The sequence below is a fragment of the Kitasatospora sp. NPDC023120 genome, assembly GCF_055560835.1.
Map to the genome: position 1 here is coordinate 151,890 of NZ_JBVHHY010000009.1, position 18,004 is coordinate 169,893.

At 72.9% G+C, this 18,004-nt stretch carries 19 protein-coding genes; 12 read left to right on the plus strand and 7 right to left on the minus strand.

Features of this window, described 5'->3' with window-relative positions; all coding sequences use genetic code 11:
• Positions 1 to 126: 126 nt before the first annotated feature.
• From ACZ3TI_RS15495 to ACZ3TI_RS15515, 5 genes are all read left to right on the plus strand, one after another.
• The gene (locus ACZ3TI_RS15495; RefSeq protein WP_465726702.1) at positions 127 to 1,026 is read left to right on the plus strand and encodes a hypothetical protein; all 900 of its coding nucleotides are present in this window, start codon (positions 127 to 129) and stop codon (positions 1,024 to 1,026) included.
• Between the two features lie 171 nt (positions 1,027 to 1,197).
• Positions 1,198 to 2,745 carry a putative Ig domain-containing protein gene (locus ACZ3TI_RS15500; RefSeq protein ID WP_465726703.1) on the plus strand — a complete coding sequence of 516 codons (1,548 nt, stop codon included), beginning with the start codon at positions 1,198 to 1,200 and terminating at the stop codon, positions 2,743 to 2,745.
• Between the two features lie 193 nt (positions 2,746 to 2,938).
• Positions 2,939 to 3,061, plus strand: coding sequence for a hypothetical protein (locus tag ACZ3TI_RS15505; protein ID WP_465726704.1), 123 nt, complete (start codon positions 2,939 to 2,941; stop codon positions 3,059 to 3,061).
• Positions 3,054 to 3,713: a hypothetical protein gene (locus ACZ3TI_RS15510; protein WP_465726705.1), complete on the plus strand. Its 660-nt coding sequence runs from the start codon at positions 3,054 to 3,056 to the stop codon at positions 3,711 to 3,713. Before ACZ3TI_RS15505 ends, ACZ3TI_RS15510 begins: the two co-directional genes overlap by 8 nt.
• Before the next feature lie 24 nt (positions 3,714 to 3,737).
• Positions 3,738 to 4,403: an HAD family hydrolase gene (locus ACZ3TI_RS15515; protein WP_465726706.1), complete on the plus strand. Its 666-nt coding sequence runs from the start codon at positions 3,738 to 3,740 to the stop codon at positions 4,401 to 4,403.
• Here the strand turns inward: ACZ3TI_RS15515 and ACZ3TI_RS15520 are convergent.
• On the minus strand, positions 4,391 to 5,125 hold the full coding sequence (locus ACZ3TI_RS15520) for an SDR family oxidoreductase (RefSeq protein WP_465726707.1): 735 nt from the start codon (positions 5,123 to 5,125) through the stop codon (positions 4,391 to 4,393). The genes ACZ3TI_RS15515 and ACZ3TI_RS15520 overlap by 13 nt on opposite strands.
• Before the next feature lie 102 nt (positions 5,126 to 5,227).
• Here ACZ3TI_RS15520 and ACZ3TI_RS15525 point away from each other — a divergent pair, with 102 nt between their 5' ends.
• The gene (locus ACZ3TI_RS15525) at positions 5,228 to 6,082 is read left to right on the plus strand and encodes a helix-turn-helix transcriptional regulator (RefSeq protein WP_465726708.1); all 855 of its coding nucleotides are present in this window, start codon (positions 5,228 to 5,230) and stop codon (positions 6,080 to 6,082) included.
• Here the strand turns inward: ACZ3TI_RS15525 and ACZ3TI_RS15530 are convergent.
• Positions 6,058 to 6,342 (minus strand): LysR substrate-binding domain-containing protein, encoded by a 285-nt coding sequence (locus tag ACZ3TI_RS15530; protein ID WP_465726839.1) that lies wholly within the window; start codon positions 6,340 to 6,342, stop codon positions 6,058 to 6,060. The two genes, ACZ3TI_RS15525 and ACZ3TI_RS15530, sit on opposite strands and share 25 nt — an antisense overlap.
• Between ACZ3TI_RS15530 and ACZ3TI_RS15535 the strand changes: the two genes are divergently transcribed.
• Together ACZ3TI_RS15535 and ACZ3TI_RS15540 are read left to right on the plus strand one after the other, a co-directional pair.
• A complete protein-coding gene (locus tag ACZ3TI_RS15535; RefSeq protein WP_465726709.1) occupies positions 6,266 to 6,547 on the plus strand; it encodes a hypothetical protein in 282 nt (93 codons plus the stop codon). The two genes, ACZ3TI_RS15530 and ACZ3TI_RS15535, sit on opposite strands and share 77 nt — an antisense overlap.
• A 95-nt stretch (positions 6,548 to 6,642) precedes the next feature.
• Entirely contained in the window at positions 6,643 to 7,653 is a 1,011-nt protein-coding gene (locus ACZ3TI_RS15540; protein ID WP_465726710.1) for an aminoglycoside phosphotransferase family protein, read from the plus strand.
• Here the strand turns inward: ACZ3TI_RS15540 and ACZ3TI_RS15545 are convergent.
• The 4 genes from ACZ3TI_RS15545 to ACZ3TI_RS15560 all read right to left on the minus strand — a co-directional run bounded on the left by ACZ3TI_RS15545 (position 7,620) and on the right by ACZ3TI_RS15560 (position 12,562).
• Complete coding sequence (locus tag ACZ3TI_RS15545; protein WP_465726711.1) at positions 7,620 to 8,435, minus strand: hypothetical protein; 816 nt, start codon at positions 8,433 to 8,435, stop codon at positions 7,620 to 7,622. The two genes, ACZ3TI_RS15540 and ACZ3TI_RS15545, sit on opposite strands and share 34 nt — an antisense overlap.
• A gap of 169 nt (positions 8,436 to 8,604) precedes the next feature.
• Entirely contained in the window at positions 8,605 to 9,375 is a 771-nt protein-coding gene (locus ACZ3TI_RS15550; protein WP_465726712.1) for an alpha/beta hydrolase family protein, read from the minus strand.
• A gap of 212 nt (positions 9,376 to 9,587) precedes the next feature.
• The gene (locus ACZ3TI_RS15555; RefSeq protein ID WP_465726713.1) at positions 9,588 to 11,447 is read right to left on the minus strand and encodes a CocE/NonD family hydrolase; all 1,860 of its coding nucleotides are present in this window, start codon (positions 11,445 to 11,447) and stop codon (positions 9,588 to 9,590) included.
• Positions 11,448 to 11,590: 143 nt separating this feature from the next.
• Positions 11,591 to 12,562: a hydrolase gene (locus ACZ3TI_RS15560; protein WP_465726714.1), complete on the minus strand. Its 972-nt coding sequence runs from the start codon at positions 12,560 to 12,562 to the stop codon at positions 11,591 to 11,593.
• 235 nt (positions 12,563 to 12,797) lie between these two features.
• On the opposite strand from ACZ3TI_RS15560, the gene nicT reads away from it, so the two are divergent.
• Positions 12,798 to 13,922 (plus strand): Nickel transporter NicT, encoded by a 1,125-nt coding sequence (nicT, locus tag ACZ3TI_RS15565; RefSeq protein WP_465726715.1) that lies wholly within the window; start codon positions 12,798 to 12,800, stop codon positions 13,920 to 13,922.
• Positions 13,923 to 13,997: 75 nt separating this feature from the next.
• On the opposite strand, the gene ACZ3TI_RS15570 is transcribed toward nicT, so the two are convergent.
• Positions 13,998 to 14,936 carry an SGNH/GDSL hydrolase family protein gene (locus ACZ3TI_RS15570; protein WP_465726716.1) on the minus strand — a complete coding sequence of 313 codons (939 nt, stop codon included), beginning with the start codon at positions 14,934 to 14,936 and terminating at the stop codon, positions 13,998 to 14,000.
• Positions 14,937 to 15,281: 345 nt separating this feature from the next.
• Between ACZ3TI_RS15570 and ACZ3TI_RS15575 the strand changes: the two genes are divergently transcribed.
• The 3 genes from ACZ3TI_RS15575 (at position 15,282) to ACZ3TI_RS15585 (ending at position 17,842) form a co-directional block, all read left to right on the plus strand.
• The gene (locus ACZ3TI_RS15575) at positions 15,282 to 16,937 is read left to right on the plus strand and encodes an FAD-binding dehydrogenase (RefSeq protein WP_465726717.1); all 1,656 of its coding nucleotides are present in this window, start codon (positions 15,282 to 15,284) and stop codon (positions 16,935 to 16,937) included.
• A 155-nt stretch (positions 16,938 to 17,092) separates the two neighbouring features.
• Positions 17,093 to 17,488 carry a (2Fe-2S) ferredoxin domain-containing protein gene (locus ACZ3TI_RS15580; protein ID WP_465726718.1) on the plus strand — a complete coding sequence of 132 codons (396 nt, stop codon included), beginning with the start codon at positions 17,093 to 17,095 and terminating at the stop codon, positions 17,486 to 17,488.
• A gap of 117 nt (positions 17,489 to 17,605) precedes the next feature.
• A complete protein-coding gene (locus ACZ3TI_RS15585; protein ID WP_465726719.1) occupies positions 17,606 to 17,842 on the plus strand; it encodes a hypothetical protein in 237 nt (78 codons plus the stop codon).
• The last annotated feature ends 162 nt before the right edge of the window (positions 17,843 to 18,004 follow it).

Genomic DNA, 18,004 nt, shown 5'->3' on the forward strand with positions numbered 1-18,004 from the left:
GGCGGGCCGGGGCGGGCCCTTCGGATGATCGTCCGGGACCGGTTGACCGGGGTCGTTCGTGCCCGGCAGCATGGCGGTTCGTGTGCGCGTGGGGAGCGCGTGCCGGATGACATCAGGGGTGGGGTCGTGAAGTCCACGGGATCTTTGGCGACGGTCGGTCTGGCGGTCGGCGGGATGCTGCTGCTCGCGGGGTGCACGGGCGGGGGCGGAGGTACGGCGTCGCCGACTGCTCCGGCGACGCCGTACGGCACGGTGCTCAGCCAGGTCCTCGAACCGATCAACACCGGGCTGGGGAAGGCGGCGGCGGCCAAGACCGAGATCGACCTCACCAGCGCGCTCGGCGCCGTCGGATCCCACGCCGGCCGCGCGGTCCGGAGCCTGGACTCCGCTGTTACGCCAGCCGGGGCCGAGGCGGCGCGCACCGATCTGGTGAACGCCCTGAACACGCTCTCGTCCGAAACCGCGACGATCAGCTCCGACATCTGGAAGAAGAAGCTCTGCACCCTGAGCGCCGCTCAGGCACACCTTGGCGCCGGGCAGGGGCTGCCCGGGCTCTCCGCGGCCCTGGCCAAGCTGACGGCGGCTGGGTACCCGACCACCTTCACCGTCCCGCAACTGCCCGTACAGCCGCCGCAGCCGCGGTCCCTGGACAACGGGACCATGGTCCGGGAGGGCGGGAAGAGCGGCAAGGGTGAGGCGAAAATCGACAACAACGGCCCGGCGGACGCGGTCTTCACGCTCGCCCAGGATGGGAAGTCGGTGGCCTCGGTATACGCGGCCAACGGGCAGCTGGCCACCATCGAGGGCATCAAGGAGGGCTCGTACGACGTCTACGTCACCACCGGGGTGGATTGGGACTCCGAGGCGAGGCAGTTCACACAGGACTGCCGGTTCATCAAGTACCCCGACACGTACGCGTTCTCGGGCCAGAAGGGCGGGTCTTGGAAGTTCGACCTCGCCCCGGCTAACGGCAAGGACGGCGTCAAGGTCGAGGGGCAGACAGTGAACTCCGCTCCGCAGCCGTAGTGCGTAACGGGCATATCGGGACGGGTGGTTGCCGCCGAGTGGCACAACAGGCGGCAAGGAGTGGCGAGTTCGGCCGGAACGGTTGACCCTTTGAAGTGACCATGGCACTTTCGTGCGGGCGCGGGCGTCGGCGACCAGTCGTACACCCCGCGATCCCCCACAAGGAGAGCCATGTTCAAGAGACTTGTCGCGGTGGCCGGTACGAGTGCCGTCGTCGCGGGCGGGCTGGCCTTCGCGGCCGCCCCCGCGCACGCCGTCCAGGCGGCCGACCTGACGAGCACCATCGCCCTGAGCAACTGCTCGGCCTCGCTGGTCCGCTACCCCACATCGGTGGCCGGCGACCGGGCGCTGATGCTCACCAACGGGCACTGCCTGCCGACCATGCCCTCGGCCGGCCAGGTCATCCAGAACGTCAGCGCCAGCCGCAGCGGCACCCTGCTCGACGGTGCGGGCAACAGCCTGGGCACCGTCCAGGCCGACAAGGTGCTCTACGCGACGATGACCGGCACGGACGTCGCGCTGTACCAACTCACCGACACCTACGGCTCGATCAGCTCCAAGTACGGCGCCACCGCGCTGACCGTCAGCGACGCGCACCCGGTCGACGGCGCCGCGATGTACATACCCTCCTCGTACTGGAAGCAGGTCTGGAACTGCTCCGTCAACGGGTTCGTGCCCACCCTCCGCGAGGACGAGTGGACCTGGCACGACTCGCTGCGCTACAGCTCCGGCTGCAACACCACGCACGGCACCTCCGGCTCGCCGATCGTCGACTCCGCCAGCGGGCGGATCGTCGGCATCAACAACACCGGCAACGACGACGGCGCGATGTGCACCCTCAACAACCCGTGCGAGGTGGCCGCCGACGGCACCACCAAGGCCTACAAGGGCCAGAGCTACGGCGAGGAGACCTACTGGTTCACCACCTGCCTGAACTCCAGCCGGGTCATCGACCTCAACGTGTCCGGCTGCCTGCTCACCAAGCCCGCCGGCAGCGGAGCCGTCTCGGTGACCAACCCCGGTGACCAGTCCACTGCCGTCAACGCCGCGGTCAACCTGCAGATCAACGCCTCCGGCGGCACCGCCCCGCTGTCCTACAGCGCGACCGGTCTGCCCTCCGGCCTGTCGATCAACGCCTCCACCGGCCTCATCAGCGGCACCGCGACCACCGGGGGCGGCTACCCGGTGACCGTCACGGTGAAGGACTCGGCCGGCAAGACGGCCACCGCGACCTTCAACTGGAACGTCATCGGCAGTGAAGGAAACTGCATCCCGGCGCAGCTGCTCGGCAACCAGGGCTTCGAGACCGGTTCGGCCTCGCCGTGGACGGCCAGCTCCGGTGTGGTCGACAACAGCTCCAGCCAGGCCGCGCACGGCGGTTCCTGGAAGGCGTGGCTGAACGGCTACGGCTCCAGCCACACCGACAGCCTGTCGCAGACGGTGAGCATCCCGAAGTCCTGCAAGGCGACGCTGAGCTTCTGGCTGCACATCGACACCGCGGAGACCGGCAGCACGGCGTACGACAAGCTGACCGTGTCGGTGAACGGCACCACGCTGAAGACCTACTCCAACGTGGACGCCGCGGCCGGCTACCAGCAGCGCACCTTCGACCTGTCGGCCTACGCGGGCCAGACGGTCACCGTGAAGTTCAACGGCGTCGAGGACTCCTCGCTGCAGACGAGCTTCGTGATCGACGACACCTCCGTCCAGACCGCCTGACGCCCCACCCCCCCAGGGCCCGGCGGCTCCGCCCGCCGGGCCCTGTCGGCTGCGCGGGGGACGCCGCGGTGGGTTCAGCGACCAGCTGACGTCGGGCTACCACGTCGATCCGAACACCGCGGACCTGGCCACGGCCGCAGACGTTGCGGGCTTCAACGGGCTCGGCTCCGCAGCAAAGAAGGCGGTGGAGAACGTGGCGCAGGGGACCGGGCTGACCCCGCAGCAGATCGAGGTGCTGTCCACAGCACCCGCGGACGCGGCGCGGGACGGCGCGACCGGCGGTGCCGGGCTGGTCACCAGGGCTGTCAATGGCTGAGGGCAAGCGGCTCCGGCGGCGGTGGCTCGCCGCCGGGGCCGCGGTGGTGCTCCCCGCCGGGACCGCGCTCGGGTGGTGGTGGCGGTCGGCCCACGCTCCGGCTGAACTGCCTGCCAGCGTCTGCTGGTCGGTGCTCACCCGGGCCGATCTCAAGCCCCTGGCCGAGCAGGTGCACGGGACCCTCGTCGAGCGCAATTCGACGGACGGTAGCCATGAGCACCTGCGACCGGCCCAAGGCGACCAGGACTGCAGGGTCGAGAGGAAGCCGGGAAGCGGTCTCCTGTGGGTCCAGGTGTGGTCGATGGGCGAGACCGCGATGGAGGTCAAGTACGGCTCGGATTCGGACCACCCGGGGTACAGCCGCCTGGACTTCGGCTCGGACGTCCAGGGGTGGGTCCGGCGGGGGCAGGTCGGGATGGTGTTCCGGTGCGAGACCCCGGAGAACGCCCGCCTGGGCCGGCCGTACACAGCGGTCGGCGTCGCGGCCGGTGAGCTCACCGACCTCACGTCCGCGAAGGTCCACCGGGCCGTTCTCGACATCGCGCTGAAGTACGCCAAGGCCGTCGTGGCGGACTACCCGTGCTCGAACCCGGTGCGGTTGCCGGACAGCGTTCCCGGGACAGCGGCGAACTTCCCGCCGCCGAGTCCCTGACCGGGCCGCGCCTATGCTAGCCGGATGATCAAGCCGATTGAGCTGGTGATATTCGACTGCGACGGTGTCCTGGTGGACAGCGAGGTGATCGCCGTGGGGGTGTTGGTGCGGCTGGGGGAGGAGTACGGCTGGCCGTTGACCGAGGGGGAGGCGATCGAGCGGTTCGTCGGGCGGTCGGAGGCGGTCAACAACGCGCTGGTCGCGGAGCGGCTGGGGGCGGAGACGGCGGCGGTGTGGGGCAAGCGGTTCCACGAGCTGCACGCGGAGGCCGTGGACGCCGGGCTGACGCCGGTGGACGGCCTGCCGGAGGCGCTGGACGCGATCGACCTGCCGGTGTGCGTGGCGTCCAGCGGGACGCACGAGAAGATGCGGCACACGCTGGGCCGGACCGGGCTGTACGAGCGGTTCGCCGGGCGGATCTTCAGCGCCACCGAGGTGGAGCACGGCAAGCCCGCGCCCGACCTGTTCCTGCACGCGGCGCGGAGCATGGGTGTCGACCCGGCGGCCTGCGTCGTGGTCGAGGACTCCGCGCCCGGTGTCGCGGCCGCCCGCGCCGCCGGGATGCGCGCCCTCGGGTACGCGGGCGGCGTCACGGCGGCGGAGCGGCTGGCCGGGCCGGGCACGGTGGTCTTCCGGGACATGCGCGAGCTGCCCGGGCTGATCGCCGCCGGGGCGGGCTACCAGGGGTAGGTGCCGCCCTCGCCGGCGAAGAACCGGCCGCTCGGCCCGGCCTCGGCCTCGCCGAGCTGCCGGGCGATCCGGCGGCCGCCCTCCTCGGCGGTGGCGGTGCCGCTGTGCCCGTTGAGGTCGGTCGCGCAGTAGCCCGGCTCCAGGGAGCTGACCTTGATGCCGGACTCGCGCAGCGCCCGGGCGTAGACCAGGGTGACGGCGTTCAGCGCGGCCTTGGAGGAGTTGTAGGCGAGCAGCGTCGCGATATCCCAGAGCGGGCTGTCCGGGTCGGCCAGGAAGCCGAAGCTGCCGAGCCCGCTGGAGACGTTGCCGATCAGTCCGGCCGGGGACCGGCGCAGCAGCGGCAGCATGGCGTTGATGACGGTGACGGCGCCGAACACGTTGGTCTCGTAGGTCTCGCGGACGGCCTCGACGGGCAGGTCCTCCGGGCTGCGCTGCCAGTCCCGGGCGACGCCCGCGTTGTTGACGAGGGTGTCCAGCCGGCCGTACTCGGCGGTGATCAGCTTGGCCGCGGCGGCGGCGGTCGCCGGGTCGGTGACGTCCAGGTGGACGAAGCGGGCGTCGAGGCCCTCGGCGGTGAGCCCGTCGGCGGCCGCGGCGCCGCGCTGCGGGTCGCGGGCGCCCATCAGCACGGTGTGCCCGGAGCGGGCGAGTTCCCGGGCGGTGGCGAGGCCGATGCCCTTGTTGGCGCCGGTGATCAGGACGATGCGGTTGGTGGTCATGGCCACACCCTGGCCCGGTGGGCACGGCGGTGGGAGAGCACTGTCGAGGGTGGTACCGGCGGTCCTATGGTCCGCGGTGGCCGGACGGGCGAGACTGGGGGCGTGGAACACGTGGACCGGGCGGAGCTGGCCGCCTTCCTGCGGCGCTGGCGCGCCCGGGTCCAGCCGGGCGACGTCGGCCTGCCGGCCGGTGGGCGGCGCCGTACTCCGGGCCTGCGCCGCCAGGAGGTCGCGCAGCTCGCGGGGATGTCGGTGGAGTACTACATCCGCCTCGAGCAGGGCCGGGGGCCGCGGCCGTCCCGGCAGATGATCGGGGCGATCAGCCGGGCGCTGCGGCTGTCCGACGACGAACGCGCGCATCTGCACCACCTGGTGGGCGAGCCGCCGCTGCCGCCGTCCGACCTGGTCCGCGAGGTGCGGCCGGGCATCCTGCACCTGCTCGACCGGCTGGACGACACCCCGGCCATGGTCTGCAGCGCCGCCCGCGACCTCCTCGCCTGGAATGCCATGGCGGCCGCGCTGCTCGGTGACTTCTCCGCGCTGCCGCCCGGAGAGCGCAACCTGATCTGGCGCTTCTTCACCGACCCGGACACCCGTGCCCTCCACGACCCCCTCGGCCGGGCCGAGTTCGCCCGCCGGGCGGTCGCCGACCTGCGGTCCGCGGCGGCCCGCTACCCCGCCGACGTCGCCCTGCACGCCCTGGTGGAGCGGCTGCTGGCGCGCAGCGTCGAGTTCCGGGGGCTGTGGGAGGCGCAGGACGTGGAGGTCCGCCGGTCGAGCCGCAAGCGGATCCTCCACCCGGTGGTGGGCCCGCTCGACCTCGACTGCGAGGCGCTGCACGACCCGCACCGGGACCAGTGGACGATCTTCTACACCGCTGAGCCCGGCACGCCCTCGCACTCGGCGCTGCGCCTGCTGAAGGTGGTGGGCAGTCAGGACCTGGCCGTGCGGGGCTGAGCCGTGCGGGGCCGATCGGAGGCGGCGCGGGTGGCCGGGCGCAGGATGGCGACGGCGAGGAGGAGGAAGTCGCGTACGGGGCCCGCCTCCCGGCCGTGCTCCGGCGCCGCCAGGCAGGTCCGTACGGGCGGGTGGTCGGTGACGGGCAGGTAGACGAGGTCGGGGCGGGAGTACGAGCCGGCGATGCTCCGCGGGACCAGCGCGATGCCCTGCCCGGCGGCGACCAGCTCGAACTTCTCGTCCGCGCTGAACCAGCTGATGCGCTGCTACGCCGTCCGCGAGGCCGGGAGCGCGCGCAGCCTGCTACCGCTGGACCCGGGCTGGGTGCGGACCGAACTCGGCGGCATGGGAGCTGAGTTGAGCGTGGAGGAGAGCGTGCCCGGGGTGGTGGAGACGATCGAGCTCCATCGCGGCGAGCCCGGGCTCCGGTTCCTGGACCACGAGGGGAAGGAGGTGGCCTGGTAGCCGTGGCCGAGGGCTGGGGCGAGGGCCGGGCCGAGGACGGATGCGAGGGTCAATTCGGTTGCCGGGCCGGCTGTGTGCTGTCAGGGTCGGATGCCATGTCCTCCCCCCGCACGATGCACGCCGACGAACTCGACATCGACGACGCCCTCGTCCGCCGGATGATCGCCGCGCGGTTCCCGCACTGGGCGGGCCTGCCCGTCGAGGCGGTCGCCACCGCCGGGACCAGCAACGCGATGTACCGGCTGGGCGCGGACCTGGTGGTGCGCATCCCACGGATCCCGGGGGCCGCCGAGGACATCGCGAAGGAGTGCGTCTGGCTGCGGCGCCTCGCCCCGGAGCTGCCGGTCGCGGTGCCCGTACCGCTGGCCCAGGGCGGGCCGGTGGACGGCTGCCCGTGGCCCTGGTCCGTCCTGCGCTGGCTCGACGGCGCGAACCCGGTCGCCGGGCAGGTGGCCGAACCAGCGCTGCTGGCCGCCGACTTGGCGTCCTTCGTGACCGCCATGCACCGGGTCGACCCGGTCGACGGCCCCGCCTCCTACCGCAGCGAGTCGCTGTCGGAGCGTGACGGTGCGGTCCGGACGGCGCTCGCGGCGCTCGCCGACGTCATCGACACCGAGGCCGCAACCATCCTCTGGGAAGAGTCGGTTCGCGCTCCGGAGCACCCCGGGCCGCAGGTCTGGATCCACGCCGACCTCCAGCCCGGCAACCTGCTGGTGGACGGACGCGGCCGCCTGAGCGCCGTCATCGACTTCGGCTGCGCGGGCCTCGGCGACCCGGCCGTGGACCTGATCGCCGCCTGGTACGTCCTCCCGGCGCCCGTCCGCGCCGCCTTCCGCACGGCCGTGGCCGCCGACGGGGCCTCCTGGACCCGCGGCCGCGGCTGGGCGCTGTCCGTGGCCCTGCTGGAACTCGCCTACTACCGCGAGACCAACCCGCGGATGGCGGGCATCGCCCGGTACGTCATCGGCGAGGTCCTGGCCGACCGCACCGCCGTGGTCGATCGCACCTCCCTGGCCGACCGCACCTCCGTGGCCGGTCACGCTTCCCCGGCCGGTCACGCTTCCCCGGCCGGTCACGCCTCCCCGGCCGGCAGCCGCCACTCGTAGGGGAACAGGTCCCCCTCCCAGCCGGGCGAGGCGGCCAGCTCGGCGGCTGCCCTCGGGGTGCGCAGCAGGCAGCGGTGGCGCAGCAGTTCGCGCCGCTCCTCGGGGGTGAGCAGGCGTTCCTCGGGCCCGAGGTCCTGGTAGGGGCCGAGCTCGGGGCGGCCGTCGACCGAGCCGTCCTCGGCGACGTTGAGGTGGTCGCCGCCGGGGGTGCGGTAGTCGAGGCGGAAGTCCGTGCGCCACTGGGAGTTGCTGCCCCAGCCGTGCGAGAGGTCGCATGTGGCGCGGTCGGCGCGGCGGAACGTCCAGTAGAGCGGGAAGCGGTCCGCGACCCCGCGTTCGGCGTGCGCCGCACCGGCCCGGATCCGTACCCCGGCGCGGACGAACAGCAGCTCGCCCAGCATCAGCCCGGGGTGGCGGACCTCCAGGACCTCGATCGGCGCCTGCGGGTCCTCGGCCTGCTCGACCTCGACGATCTCGTGCAGGAAGGGGTCGAAGGGCGCGGCGCCGTCGAACGGCGTCATGCCGAGCGCGGTGAACAGGCGCAGGTAGTCCGGCAGCCGCGGTTCGAGCAGCAGGACGTCGGCCACCCGGCCGAGGGCGTAGAGCTCCTGGAGCAGGTCCGGCCCGTCCTCCTCGCCCCACCAGGCGGAGCCGTGGACGGCGGCGGTCCGCAGCCGCTCGCGGTAGCCCGGGGCGGCGGCTTCGCCGAGCCGGCGGTCGATGTCGCCGTCGTACGGGCCGTCGTGGTCGAGCAGGTCGTGGTAGAGCGTGCGTGCGTTCACCGGTGGATCATCGTGAGGTTTTACCGAACGGTCAACCAACGAGCCGGGGCGGCGCGGCTGCCCGAGGCCTGGCGCTCCCGGGTGCTGGGGCGGAGGAGGAGTCGGGACCGGCCCCGGCCTGAGCGCGGCGGTGCCCCGTCCCGGAGGGGACGGGGCACCGGGGTGCGGGTCAGCCGGCCGGGCGGCCCAGGTGGCGGGCGAAGAAGCGGGCGGCGCTGTCGGCCTCGAAGCGCGGGAACTCCTTGTGCTTGCCGGAGTTGACGTGCAGTGACTTCTCCGTCGAGGCGAAGGCGTCGAACAGTGCGAGTCCGTCCTCGCGCGTGATGTGCTCGTCGTCCCACTGCAGGCCGAACTCGATCGGGACGGTGATCCGCTTCGCCTGCTCGGCGAGGACGTCGGGCCAGTGCTGGCCGAAGACCGCGGCGGTGATCCGGGGCTCGCCCGCCACGAAGGGGATGCCGATCGCGGTGCCCATGTTGATGCCCCAGTAGCCGACCGGCCCGTCGGTGCCGATCTCGGGGAGCTGCTGGAGGGCGTCCAGGGCCGCGTGGTACTCGGGCACGGCGAGCTTCGCCAGGTGGTCGTTGTAGCGGACCACGATCGGGCCTTCCGGCTCGCCGGCGGCCCTCGCCCGGAACAGGTCGGCGATCTCCGCCTCGTCGTGTGCCGTGCGCGGCCGGTCGCCGTGTCCGGGCGCGTCGAGGACGGCGACGTGGAAGCCGCAGCCGTCGACGAGGAGCCGGGCGCGGCCGGACATCGCGGGGTGCTTCTTGTGGTTGCCGCCGCCGTGGCCCATCAGGACCAGGGGGGCGCGGTCGGCGCCGGAGGCCGGCGACCAGAGGACTCCGGGGACGTCGCCCAGAGTGAAGTCACGCTCGCGCACGCCGTTCGAGGACGACTCGGAGGTGAACCGGAAAGCGGTGAATCGGGAAGAAGACATGGCGTGTTGCCTTTCGAGAGCACGGGCTGTTCGGGTGCTCCCGGCGACAGCTGCGTCAGTCGCCGACCGTGGCGGAAAGGGGGAGCGCCCACGTCGGTACGGCCTTCACGGGTCTCACCTCCTCTGACGGTGTCTCGGTCGGGGAAGATCCTGCAGCCTGCGCGCCCTCCCGCGCAAGCCCTTTTTCCGTGCGGCTCCCTCTCCCCGCGTCCTCAGGGCCGCTCCCGGGGCACCCGGTGCTGCCACTCGCGGCTGAACACCACCGACCCGGCCTCCAGCGCCCGCAGTTGCACGAGGCTGATGAAGTTCCCGGCATCGCAGCGCAGTTGGGCGCGGGTCTGGACGGTGACGTCCCAGCCGATGTCGGGGCGCTCCAGCCGTACGGTGTGGTCGGTGCGGGCCTGGGCGCTGAGCGGGGTGTCGGTGAGGACGCGGTAGGCGGTGACGGTGTGCTCGTCGCGGACCAGCCCGTCGGGGTGGGTGCGGGTGCCGTCGCCGGCGGGGGAGAGCTCGGTGCGCCACTCGTGGCGGCCGATGTCGTGGACGGTGAGGTGCTCGGGCCGGGCGGTGAGCGGTTCGGTGAGGTGGATGTCGAGCGGTTCCGGCAGCTCGGGGGCCTCGAAGGCGATCGGCGTGGCGCCGACGTCGGCGGCGAGGTGGCGCACGGGCAGGCTCAGGGTGGAGCGGGACGGGTCGAGGGCGTACCCGTCGGTCTCCGCCGGGGGCCACACCCACGGCCAGTAGACGGAGGAGAAGGCGAGCCGCAGCCGGTGCCCGGCGGGGACGGTCCATCCGCAGGCGGCCAGCTCCACCTCGGTGTCCGGGGTGTCGGGGGAGGCGATGAGGACGCCCCGGGTGACCAGCTCCGAGGTGCCGTCCGGGCCGACCGCGCAGAGCCGGACGGCCAGCAGCGGCGCGGGCCCGCCCTCGCGCAGCCGCAGCCGTACGGTCGGGGCGCCGAGGAGCTCGACCGGCTCGGGCAGCGGCTGGGAGTCGAAGCAGACCGAGCGGCCGTCCTCCTCGCGCTGGTCGGGCGGCTGGTCGGCGGGGCGGCCGCTCGGGACGTAGGCGCCGGCGTTGAGGCCGGTGTGCTGCGGGGAGCGGACGTGGACGTAGCGGTCGTCGGAGGCGGTGCCGGCGGTGCGCAGCGGCCCGTCCAGGCCGTAGTGGATGTCGCGGACGTCGGGGGAGGGCCAGCTGTCGTCGCCGGTCCAGCGGGTGCTGATCCAGCTGCGCAGGGCGGGCTCCTTGGTGGCGCCGGTGTCGAGGCCGCGCAGCCAGTGGTCCCACCAGCGCAGGCTCTCGGGCAGGGCCTCCTCGGGCAGGCCGTGCGGCCAGGGGCCGATCAGGGCGCGCGCGGTGGGGGACTCGGCGAGCAGGCGCAGCACGAAGGAGCAGGACGGGTCGCCCCAGCCGGAGACCGCGAGCACCGGCACGGAGACCGGCACGGTGGTGTCGCCGGCGGCGAGCCAGGTGTCGACGGGCGGTTCGAGGGATTCCAGGCGGGTCAGCCAGCGCTCGCGCCAGGCGTCGCCGACGTGGCGCGGGTCGGGCGGCAGGGCGGCGTCGGCGACCAGGGCGGTGAGCCGGGTGTGCAGGTCGGCGGCGAGCAGGGCGCCGCCGAGCCGGTGGCCGCCCTCGGGGCAGGCGGTGACCACGGCGCCGACGGTTTCCGGCACCAGGGCGGCCAGGCGCAGCGCGGTGGTGCCGGCGGTGCCGACGCCGAGCAGGCCGACCCGTCCGCTCGAGAAGGGGCGGCGGGCGAGCCAGTCGACCACGGCGGCGCCGTCGGCGAGCTCCTGTTCGCCGCCGGGTTCGCCGGGGGTGCCGGCGGAGTTGCCGTGTCCCCGGGTGTCGACCCGCAGGGTGGCGTAGCCGTGGCCGGCGTACCAGGGGTGGCGTCGGGCGTCCTCGGCGGCGGTCCGGTCGGTGAGGCGGTCGCCGGAGTACTCCAGCAGCGCGGGGACGGGCTCGTCGGCGACCGGCCGCCACAGGCGCGCGGCCAGCAGCGTGCCGTCGGGCAGCGGGATGCGGACGTCCTCGCGGGTGGTGTGGAAGGGGTACGACGGCATGGCCGCTCCCATCGGGTCCCGGGCCGGGTGGGCGCCGGCGGGCCCGCGGCGGGTGCGGGAGGCACCCCGTACCCGCCGCAGGCGTCGGCATTCCGACCCTAGGGGAGGAATCGGCCGTTTTCCTGATGAGCGGCGCGAACCGGTCAGGCCTTGCTCAGCCAGGCGGTGGCGTTGAGGGCGAGGGCGGCGTCGGTGCCCGCCGGGTCGTCCCAGCCGTTGTAGAGGGTGTTGCCGGACTGGCCGGTGCCGTCGTCGATCGGGGAGCTGTCGCCCCAGATCGCGACCCGGCCGGAGCCGAAGGTGCTGGTGGCGAAGAAGGCGCCGGTGTTGCCGCTGTAGCCGGTCCGGTAGACCAGGCCCTTGACCGAGGGGTTGTCGGCGGGCTTGAGGGTGAAGGTGGTGCCGTTGCGCAGGATCGAGCCGGTGACGGTGCCGAAGGAGCCGTGCAGGACGGGGTCGGTGGCGTCGTTGACGGCGCGCGGGTTGTCGGTGGTGATGTTGAGCAGGTCGACCGAGAAGCCGAAGGGGTCGTTGTTGTCGACCCCGTTGCTGGTCAGCAGGTCGTTGATGATCTTCGGCGAGTCCCAGCCGTCGTTGTTGCGGTCGCTGTTGATGTGGTCGGAGACCAGGAAGAGCCCGCCGCCGTTCTGGACGAACCGCATGACCGCGGTCTTCTCGCTCGCGCTCAGCCGGATGTTGGGCTCCGGGAGCACGAAGGTGTCGAAGTTGGCGAGGTCGAGCGCGCCGCCGCTGCCGTAGGTGATGGTGGAGCCGGACGGGAGGGTCTTGAGGCTGTACTGGCCGGTCTTCTGCAGGGCGACGCCCCAGGCGGACAGCGCGCCGGTCCAGCTCTTCTCGGTGGTCGGGCTGGGGTTCTGCGCGAGCGGGTCGGGCTGGCTGGTGCTGATGATCCAGTCGGCGTTGCCGGCGGTCTCGGCCTTGCTGTTGTCGAACAGCACCCGGTGCGGGAGGGCGCTGACGGCGGTGGCCGGGGCGGGGGCGGCGGCGGTCGTGGGGGTCGGGGCGGCGGTGGCGAGCGGGGCGAGGGTGGTGAGCCCGGCCGCGAGCAGCGCCGCGCCCGCGAGGGTCGCGACGGTTCGGTTGCGGAGCGTCATGTGCCGTTCCTCCGTGGGGGGTTGAGGTGTTCGGCGCCCGAGTTTTCGCGCGTAGAACGGAGTATCCGCGCGTAGAGCAGCCGGAGAAAGGTCCGCGAGGTGACGAAGCACTGTACGGATCGTGGCGATCTCGGGACGGTCGGAGACCGGACCGTAATTGCGCATGACTTGCAACTGCGCGCGTCCAGGCGGAAAGATGGCCCAGCTCCGACCGCTCCTCCGAAAGGACACCACGATGACCGCCCCCCGCTGGCGCGACCGGCTCACCCGGGAGGAGTGGATCCGTCTGGCCGGGATGGGCGGGTTCATCCTCGCGCTGCACGTCATCGGCTGGTTCACCCTGCTGGCGCTGGTCGCGCCCGAGCACTACACCGTCGGCGGCCAGGTGTTCGGCGCGGGTATGGGCCTGACCGCCTACACCCTCGGCATGCGGCACGCCTTCGACGCCGACCACATCGCCGCCATCGACAACACCACCCGCAAGCTGATGGGCCAGGGCAAGCGGCCGCTGTCCGTCGGCTTCTGGTTCTCGCTCGGGCACTCCTCGATCGTCTTCGGCCTCTGCGCCCTGCTCGCCTTCGGCATCCGCTCGCTGGCCGGCCAGGTGGAGTCCGACGACTCGACGCTGCACGAGATGACCGGCCTGATCGGGGTCACCGTCTCCGGCACCTTCCTGCTGCTCCTCGGACTGATCAACCTGGGCGCCTTCAACGGCATCCTCAAGGTCTTCCGCCGGATGCGCGAGGGCGAGTACGACGAGGCCGAGCTGGAGCGCCAGTTGGAGCGGCGCGGGCTGATGAACCGCATCCTCGGGCGGGTGACCAGGGCCGTCACCAAGCCCTGGCACATGTACCCGGTGGGCCTGCTGTTCGGGCTGGGCTTCGACACCGCCACCGAGGTGTCCCTGCTGGTGCTGGCGGGTGGCGCGGCGGCCTTCTCGCTGCCCTGGTACGCGCTGCTCACGCTGCCGATCCTGTTCGCGGCCGGGATGAGCCTGCTGGACACCATCGACGGCTCGTTCATGAACTTCGCGTACGAGTGGGCGTTCTCCAAGCCGGTCCGCAAGATCTACTACAACCTGACCGTCACCGGGCTGTCGGTGCTGGTCGCGCTGGTCATCGGCTCGATCGAGCTGATCGGCCTGCTCGGCGAGAAGCTGGACATCACCAGCGGTCCGGTCGCCTGGATCGGCGGGCTGGACCTCAACTTCGTCGGCTACGCGATCGTCGGGCTGTTCGTGCTCACCTGGGCGGCGGCGATCGCGTACTGGAAGTTCGGCAACGTCGAGGAGAAGTGGTCGGCCGGGCTGGCCGCCGCCTCCGGCGCCACCCCTGCTCCGGTCTCCGCCGAGTCCGAGTAGCGGCGGAGGAGAGGCCGAGGGGCCGGTGACCGGGGTCTGGTCATCGGCCCCTCGGGGCTTTCCCGGGCGGGGCTGCTACCGCAGGGCGGCGAGCACCGCGTCCGCCATCACCTTCTCGCCGGTCGCGTTCGGGTGGAACGGCACGGCGGGCGAGCCGGGGAGCGCGCCCTCGATCCAGCGGTCGTCCGAGCAGACGTCGTGCCCGACCGTCGGCGTCGCGGTGTCCACGTACGTCGCACCGTTCGCCGCCGCCGTGGACTTCAGGGCGGCGTTGAGCTTCTTCAGCACGCCGTACATGTACTCGACGTCGCCCGGCGTCACCGGCTGGCGCAGGACGCACTGCGAGCCGTCGGCGGGCAGCACGGACGGGTAGCCGACCAGCAGCACCTTGGCGTTGGGCGCCTTGGCGTGGATCCGCCGGAGGGTGGTGGCGATCTGCGGGGCGATCGAGGTGTCGATCCGCTCGGCCAGGTCGTCGTTCCCGTACTGCCAGGACCAGGTGCCCCAGTCCCAGTAGCCGTGGTGGTAGACGTCCTTGCAGGGCGTGCCGAGTGGGTTGACCACCGCGCCGGCGATGCAGGTGGCGACCAGTTCGCCGAGGCCGAGGTCGCTGGCGGCGAGGTCGTTGCCGCCGATCCCGAGGGTGACCAGGTCGGTGTCGGCGCTCAGCGCGTCGAACTGCGGGTCGTTGACCTTGATGAACGCGTCGTACTGGGACTGCGTCATGTGCTTGACCTTGGCGGCGGCGCAGGTCACGTCGGTGTACGCGCCGGCCTTGAGGGCGGCGGCGACCAGGTGCCCGTAGTTGTGGTCGGAGCGCAGGCAGAGCCCGGCCGACCAGTCGGGCACGCCGGCCCCGGCGGCGTAGGAGTCGCCGAGCGCCACGTAGTGCTTCGGGGCGGGCGTGGCGGCCTGGGCGGTGGTGGAGGTGAGCGCCAGGGCGGCGCCGAGGGCGACCGCGGCGAGCGCCGTGGAATTGCGGAGGTGCCGGGAATTCCGGGCAGGGCGGAGCACGGTTCCTCCTGGGGGAGAGAAACGACGGGTGGGGGTCGTGCCGAGCCGGGCCACAGCTACTCGCAGGTAAGTTACTGCCAGGTTTCGCGCCCGTCCATGGTTTGCGCGGAAATTGCCGAAATTCCGTCAGATGGCATCCGGTGCCATTTCGAATTCCGCTCCACCGTGTATCGGAGGTATTTCCGAAACGGCGTGGAGCGGAATTCCCGTACTCGCTTGTTACCGGCGGGTCGACAGGTGGTTGACCGGACGTCACCGCAGACCGCAGTATCGGGCGCACACCGACGGCGGTGCCCGGCGCCCGAGCGCCCCGCCGCCACCGCGAGCCGCGACGGAGGACTGCACATGGCCCTGGACGCCGACGTCATCGTCATCGGAGCGGGACTCGCCGGCCTCGCCGCCGCCGCCGAACTCGCCGACGCCGGACGGAAGGTGATCCTGCTCGACCAGGAGCCCGCGGCCTCGCTCGGCGGGCAGGCGCACTGGTCCTTCGGCGGGCTGTTCCTGGTCGACTCGCCCGAGCAGCGCCGGATGCGGATCCGCGACTCGCACGTCCTCGCCTGGCAGGACTGGCTCGGCACCGCCGGCTTCGACCGGCCCGAGGACGCCTGGCCGCGCCGCTGGGCCGAGGCGTACGTGGACTTCGCGGCCGGCGAGAAGCGGGCCTGGCTGCGCGGGATGGGCGTGCGGTTCTTCCCGGTGGTCGGCTGGGCCGAGCGCGGCGGCTTCCTCGCCGACGGGCCCGGCAACTCGGTGCCGCGCTTCCACATCACCTGGGGCACCGGCCCCGGACTGCTGGCGCCCTTCGTCCGCCGGGTCCGCGAGGCCGCCGCGCGCGGACTGGTGGACCTGCGCTTCCGACACCGCGTCACCGGGCTGTCGGCCACCGCGGGCGCCGTGGACACCGTCACCGGCGAGGTGCTGGAGCCGAGCCCGGCCGCCCGGGGCGAGGCCAGCTCCCGCGAGGTCGCCGGGCACTTCGAGTTGCGCGCCCAGGCCGTGGTCGTCACCTCCGGCGGCATCGGCGGCAACCACGACCTGGTCCGCAAGGCCTGGCCCGCCCGCCTCGGCACCCCGCCCGCCAAGCTGCTCTCCGGGGTCCCCGCGCACGTGGACGGGCTGATGCTGGAGATCGCCGGCGCCGCCGGGGCCAGCCTGATCAACGGCGACCGGATGTGGCACTACACCGAGGGCATCGAGAACTGGGACCCGATCTGGGCCCGGCACGGCATCCGGATCCTGCCCGGCCCGTCCTCGCTCTGGCTGGACGCACGCGGCCGACGGCTGCCCGTCCCACTGTTCCCCGGCTTCGACACCCTCGGGACGCTCGAACACATCATGTCCACCGGCCACGAGTACACCTGGTTCGTGCTCAACCAGCGCATCATCGAGAAGGAGTTCACCCTCTCCGGCTCCGAGCAGAACCCCGACCTCACCGGGAAGTCCGTGCGCGGCGTGCTCGGCCGCGCCCTGCCCGGCGCCCCCGGACCGGTCAGCGGCCACCTGCGGCACGGTCGGGACTTCGTGGTCGCGGGCAATCTCGCCGACCTCGCCCGGGGCATGAACGCCAAGACCCGCGAGCCGCTGATCGATCCCGACGCGCTGCGCCGCACCGTCGAGGAGCGCGACCGGCAGCTGGCCAACCCCTTCGCCAAGGACCTCCAGGTCACCGCCATCCACGGCGCCCGCCGCTACCTCGGCGACAAGCTCATCCGCACCGCCGCCCCGCACCGCCTCCTCGACCCGGCCGCGGCCCCGCTGATCGCCGTCCGGCTCAACATCCTGACCCGCAAGTCCCTGGGCGGGCTGGAGACCGACCTGTCCTCCCGGGTGCTGCGCCCGGACGGGGAGGTGCTGCCGGGCCTGTACGCGGCGGGCGAGGCGGCGGGCTTCGGCGGCGGGGGCGTGCACGGCTACCGCTCGCTGGAGGGCACCTTCCTGGGCGGCTGCCTCTTCTCCGGCCGCACGGCGGGCCGGGCGGCGGCGCGGGCGGTGGGGTAGCGGGGCGCCTCCGGGCAGTCAGGCCCCGCGGCGGCGGCAGACGGTGACGACCGAGCCGATCGGCGCGCATCCCGAGCGCCCGTCGGACGCCACCTGACCGGCGGGTACAGTGCCGGTGCAGAGCGCGCAGCCGACCAGGAGGAGTACCCGAACCGATGAGCCGCCGAGACCGCAAGCAGGCCGCCTCCCCGGTGACCGTCACCGTCTGCCGCGGCTGCTGCTGCGGCACCGAGGCGAAGCACCCCGGGGTGGACCACGCGGGGCAGTACGAGCGGCTGCGGACGGCGGTGGGCGCGGCGGGCCGGGTCCGGGCCGTCAAGTGCCTGGACGTGTGCAGCCAGTCCAACGTGGTGGTGGTCGGCCCGTCCAGCGAGGGCCGGGCCGCGGGCGGGCGGCCGGTCTGGCTCGGCTTCGTGCTGATGGACGAGATGATCGACGACATAGCCGCCTGGGTGCGCGCGGGCGGTCCCGGCCTCGCGGACCCGCCAGGACTGCTCGACCTGCAGCTGATCTCGGTCTCCCGCCGGGTCCGCGAGGCCCTGCCCGAGTAGCGGCGACAGTCGGTCCTGCCCGTCCGATCGTCGGATCGTCACGCGCGGACCGTTCCGCCACCCGCACCACTACCATGACCGGTGGCGCCGAGCCGTTCCGCGCGAGGGAGGAAGACGATGACGACGGTCTGCCGGATCTGCGCGGGCACCGGACGGACCGCCGGCCTCAGCTGCCGGACCTGCCAGGGCACCGGCACCACCGAGGTGGGCGGCGGGGGCGGCAACTGCTTCCTGTGCGACGGCACCGGGGTGTACGTGCGCTACCGGGTGGACGCGACCGGCGCCAAGCACGCCTACCGGGACGAGATCTGCCGCACCTGCGACGGCACCGGCAACCGGACCGCCACGCAGTAGGACGAACCGTCGGGCTGAGGGCCCGGAACCCCGACGCACACTCAGGCGCGGTGGCAGGTCGCGGCCATGATCCGGCGTCGGTCCGGCGCGAACACGCCCCTTTACCGAACCATGGTCGAACATTGGTGTTCGAATGGGGGGCGCGCTGCGGTCCGTTCACCG

Excerpts from the sequence above, each read along its gene's own strand:
- ACZ3TI_RS15500 (WP_465726703.1), top strand. The coding sequence starts at position 1,198 with ATGTTCAAGAGACTTGTCGCGGTGGCCGGTACGAGTGCCGTCGTCGCG.
- ACZ3TI_RS15510 (WP_465726705.1), top strand. The coding sequence starts at position 3,054 with ATGGCTGAGGGCAAGCGGCTCCGGCGGCGGTGGCTCGCCGCCGGGGCC.
- ACZ3TI_RS15515 (WP_465726706.1), top strand. The coding sequence starts at position 3,738 with ATGATCAAGCCGATTGAGCTGGTGATATTCGACTGCGACGGTGTCCTG.
- ACZ3TI_RS15520 (WP_465726707.1), bottom strand. The coding sequence starts at position 5,125 with ATGACCACCAACCGCATCGTCCTGATCACCGGCGCCAACAAGGGCATC.
- ACZ3TI_RS15535 (WP_465726709.1), top strand. The coding sequence starts at position 6,266 with ATGCTCCGCGGGACCAGCGCGATGCCCTGCCCGGCGGCGACCAGCTCG.
- ACZ3TI_RS15540 (WP_465726710.1), top strand. The coding sequence starts at position 6,643 with ATGTCCTCCCCCCGCACGATGCACGCCGACGAACTCGACATCGACGAC.
- ACZ3TI_RS15550 (WP_465726712.1), bottom strand. The coding sequence starts at position 9,375 with ATGTCTTCTTCCCGATTCACCGCTTTCCGGTTCACCTCCGAGTCGTCC.
- ACZ3TI_RS15555 (WP_465726713.1), bottom strand. The coding sequence starts at position 11,447 with ATGCCGTCGTACCCCTTCCACACCACCCGCGAGGACGTCCGCATCCCG.
- ACZ3TI_RS15560 (WP_465726714.1), bottom strand. The coding sequence starts at position 12,562 with ATGACGCTCCGCAACCGAACCGTCGCGACCCTCGCGGGCGCGGCGCTG.
- nicT (WP_465726715.1), top strand. The coding sequence starts at position 12,798 with ATGACCGCCCCCCGCTGGCGCGACCGGCTCACCCGGGAGGAGTGGATC.
- ACZ3TI_RS15575 (WP_465726717.1), top strand. The coding sequence starts at position 15,282 with ATGGCCCTGGACGCCGACGTCATCGTCATCGGAGCGGGACTCGCCGGC.
- ACZ3TI_RS15580 (WP_465726718.1), top strand. The coding sequence starts at position 17,093 with ATGAGCCGCCGAGACCGCAAGCAGGCCGCCTCCCCGGTGACCGTCACC.
- ACZ3TI_RS15585 (WP_465726719.1), top strand. The coding sequence starts at position 17,606 with ATGACGACGGTCTGCCGGATCTGCGCGGGCACCGGACGGACCGCCGGC.